Origin of the sequence: Thiolapillus sp., from assembly GCF_048562965.1 — a bacterium.
Classification (GTDB): Bacteria; Pseudomonadota; Gammaproteobacteria; order Chromatiales; family Chromatiaceae; genus Thiolapillus; species Thiolapillus brandeum_A.
In genome coordinates this window covers 1-2,692 of the sequence record NZ_JBHNMF010000447.1, presented here as the reverse complement: position 1 = coordinate 2,692, position 2,692 = coordinate 1, and the positions used below count along the sequence as shown (strand labels likewise).

Here is a 2,692-nt window from a genome sequence, read left to right as displayed (position 1 = left end):
CCTATTGCCGCATCTCCAGTTACCTGCAGACCATGGCAAATCAGGGATACAATCCGCTGGTCGCCATTCAAATGGCCTTTTCGGGACAGCTCTATGCTGATAGGGGTGAGTAGTTACCCTCAACCAGGCTTCTGGTTCGTGATTGGTTTCCCGAAAGGGAGCAGAATCCGTGTTGTACACCTGCCAGAAAGAACGGTTGGTATAGGCCGCATAGAGGTCGCCATTGTCACCGAACAGGTTCTTGACGATGGGAAACTTGAAACTGATCTGAAACTTGACTTCGGTATCGTTCAAATCCGGTTTCTTGTCCGGAAAAGCTTCCTGGAAAGGCTGTTCATTGACCCCAGCCGCGTTGTAAGCCGCCAGCAGGATATAGTTGGGACGATAAGGCGTCAGAACAAAGGCTTTGTCTTCCGTGATTTTTTCCTGGATCATCCGCCGGGCAACGGCTGAAGTGCTGGCAGCTGCCTGGTCATTCTCAGCTGGCATTCCAGGGTGTTTTTCCCTGCATGCCTCACGTATATCTCCCACAGCCATCCGACTGTCGGCGTCAGCCAGCGTCTCTACCAGACAACGTTGGTAGTCATCCAGCTCCTGGGCAAATGAAGGATGCATCCAGCAGCCACCAATAAACAGCAATATAAGACTTTTGTATTTCATACTCGATATCCAATCAGGAAAAGTCCAAACAGGGAAGTTTCATCGGTCCGGCAAAACGGTGCGGGTTCCGTTCCCCGATACTCCGCCGGAATGAACAACCTCGTAGTACAGCTTTTCCAGCTCGTTCTTGTGCTCTGTCTCTTCCTTGGCCAGAAAGCGAAACAGGTCCCGCAATGCGCCATCGGGCGCCGTTTCCGCCAGCGACTGGTACTGTTCCATGGCGGTGTGTTCACGATACAGTGCATAGCGCAGGACTTCCTGGTCATCCGGACTGTCCCCCAGATCCGGTAACAGCACCGCATCCGAAAATTTTCTGTCACTGGCAGGTGTGGCGACTTCGCTGGAAAGGTGCGTTTCGATATCCGGGCGGCTTTTCAGCGATTTGAACAGATCATAATGCCCCTGCTCCTCGATCGCCAGGTCTTCCACCAGCCAGCGGATATTTTTGCTCACTTTCGGCGCCAGGTCACGGTAGAAATCCCGTGCTGTCTTCTCGAAGGAAATGGCCACATCGAGAATCTCGGCAATGCTCTTCTTGCCTTCCAGTTGCTCCCTGCCACTCTTGCCTATTTCACTCATGTCCGTTTCTCTGTTGTCTGGATAACCAAGCGTGTCTTCGGCCTCGTGAAAGATTTTGGGACATCCCAGTCCCCAAAATCGACTCGGCCTTTGACAACCTATTGGTGCCCCAGACGTCCTGGTCACCAAGCACTACGCAACAACTTCGCAAGCTCGTTGCTGCTCCGTACTTGCCTCCCAATGACTGGACGCCGCGTTTGGATGCCTACTTTGCTTCCCCTCTGGCGCTATGCGCACGACGGGTAAGCAGTGCGGCCTCGCGGCTACTGGGGTCTACCAGCCTTCGCTTCGCTCTCCATGGCTGGCAGCGACTGTCTATGGACGCTGCCACACGGTGACCGTCGGCAACCGCATGCACAACGTCGGGACCCGTGACCATGTCGCCCGCCGCCCAGAGCCAGTCCACGGCCGTCCGGCCATCCCTGTCGATCTGGATACGCCCCCGGTTCCATTCCAGGGATTCGGTGAGTTCATCGCCCAGTATGGACACATCCGCCATCTGGCCGATGGCCTCGACCACCATGTCACCGGGATGAAACTGCTCATCCGCTTCATCGTAAGTGGGCGCAAAACGGCCCTGTTCATCGAAGATGGCTTTCACCCGCCAGGTTTTGAGCCCGGTCAGCTCGTCATTCTCGACCATGACTTCCCTCGGCCCCCTGGCATCGATGATATGGATGCCCTCTTCCCGGGCCTCCCTGATCTCCACGGGATCGGCGAGAAAGTCTGCCTCTCTCTCCATGGCCAGCACGGTTATCTTCACCTCATGGTAGTGCTGCTTCTGCAAACGCGCCAGGGTGCGGGCGATATCCATGGCCACGTTGCCGCCACCGATCACGATGGCCTGGCGCGGCGTTTCAAAATCTTCTCCCGCCCCTGCCATGCGCAGCAGATCCACGGCGCGGAATACCCGGGGATGATCACTGCCGGGAATGCGGGTGGAGCACCCCATCTGCAGACCGATGGCCAGCAACACCGCGTCATGCTGCCGCTGCAGTTCTTCCATGGTGATATCGCTGCCTACCCGGGTGTTGTAGCGGATCTCCACACCCATGGAGACGATCACGTCCACGTCGTTGTCCAACGCTTCGGGTGGCAACCGGTAATAGGGAATGCCATAGCGGGTCATGCCACCGGCTTCGGCCAGGGCTTCATAGACGGTCACGCTGTCGCTGCCAGCCATGGAGAGCGAAGCGAAGGCTGGTAGACCCCAGTAGCCGCGAGGCCGCACTGTTTTCCCGGCGTGCCTTGCGCCAGAGGGAAAACAACGTAGGCCTCCGAACGCGGCGTCCAGTCATTGGGAGCCAAGTACGGAGCAGCAACGAGCTTGCGAAGTTGTTGCGTAGTGCTTGGTGACCAGGACGGCTGGGGAACAAATAGGTTGTCAAAGGCCGAGTCGATTTTGGGGACTGGGATGTCCCAAAATCTATCACGAGGCCGAAGACACGCTTGA

The 2,692-nt window shown here is 56.8% G+C and carries 5 protein-coding genes; 1 reads left to right on the top strand and 4 read right to left on the bottom strand.

The window, feature by feature from the left end; genetic code table 11:
• Window positions 1–660, bottom strand: a 660-nt coding sequence (locus tag ACOCD2_RS16155; protein WP_293652672.1) for a phospholipase A, incomplete at its 3' end; no start/stop codon positions are given.
• 39 nt (window positions 661–699) lie between these two features.
• On the bottom strand, window positions 700–1,239 hold the full coding sequence (locus tag ACOCD2_RS16150; protein WP_293652671.1) for a ferritin family protein: 540 nt from the start codon (window positions 1,237–1,239) through the stop codon (window positions 700–702).
• A gap of 45 nt (window positions 1,240–1,284) precedes the next feature.
• On the opposite strand from ACOCD2_RS16150, the gene ACOCD2_RS16145 reads away from it, so the two are divergent.
• Window positions 1,285–1,485 (top strand): hypothetical protein, encoded by a 201-nt coding sequence (locus ACOCD2_RS16145; protein WP_293885716.1) that lies wholly within the window; start codon window positions 1,285–1,287, stop codon window positions 1,483–1,485.
• On the opposite strand, the gene ACOCD2_RS16140 is transcribed toward ACOCD2_RS16145, so the two are convergent.
• Window positions 1,445–2,422, bottom strand: coding sequence for an FAD-dependent oxidoreductase (locus tag ACOCD2_RS16140; protein WP_293652669.1), 978 nt, complete (start codon window positions 2,420–2,422; stop codon window positions 1,445–1,447). The two genes, ACOCD2_RS16145 and ACOCD2_RS16140, sit on opposite strands and share 41 nt — an antisense overlap.
• Window positions 2,401–2,692 (bottom strand): hypothetical protein (locus ACOCD2_RS16135; RefSeq protein WP_419618771.1); only part of this gene is annotated, 292 nt, incomplete at its 5' end. The genes ACOCD2_RS16140 and ACOCD2_RS16135, both read right to left, overlap by 22 nt.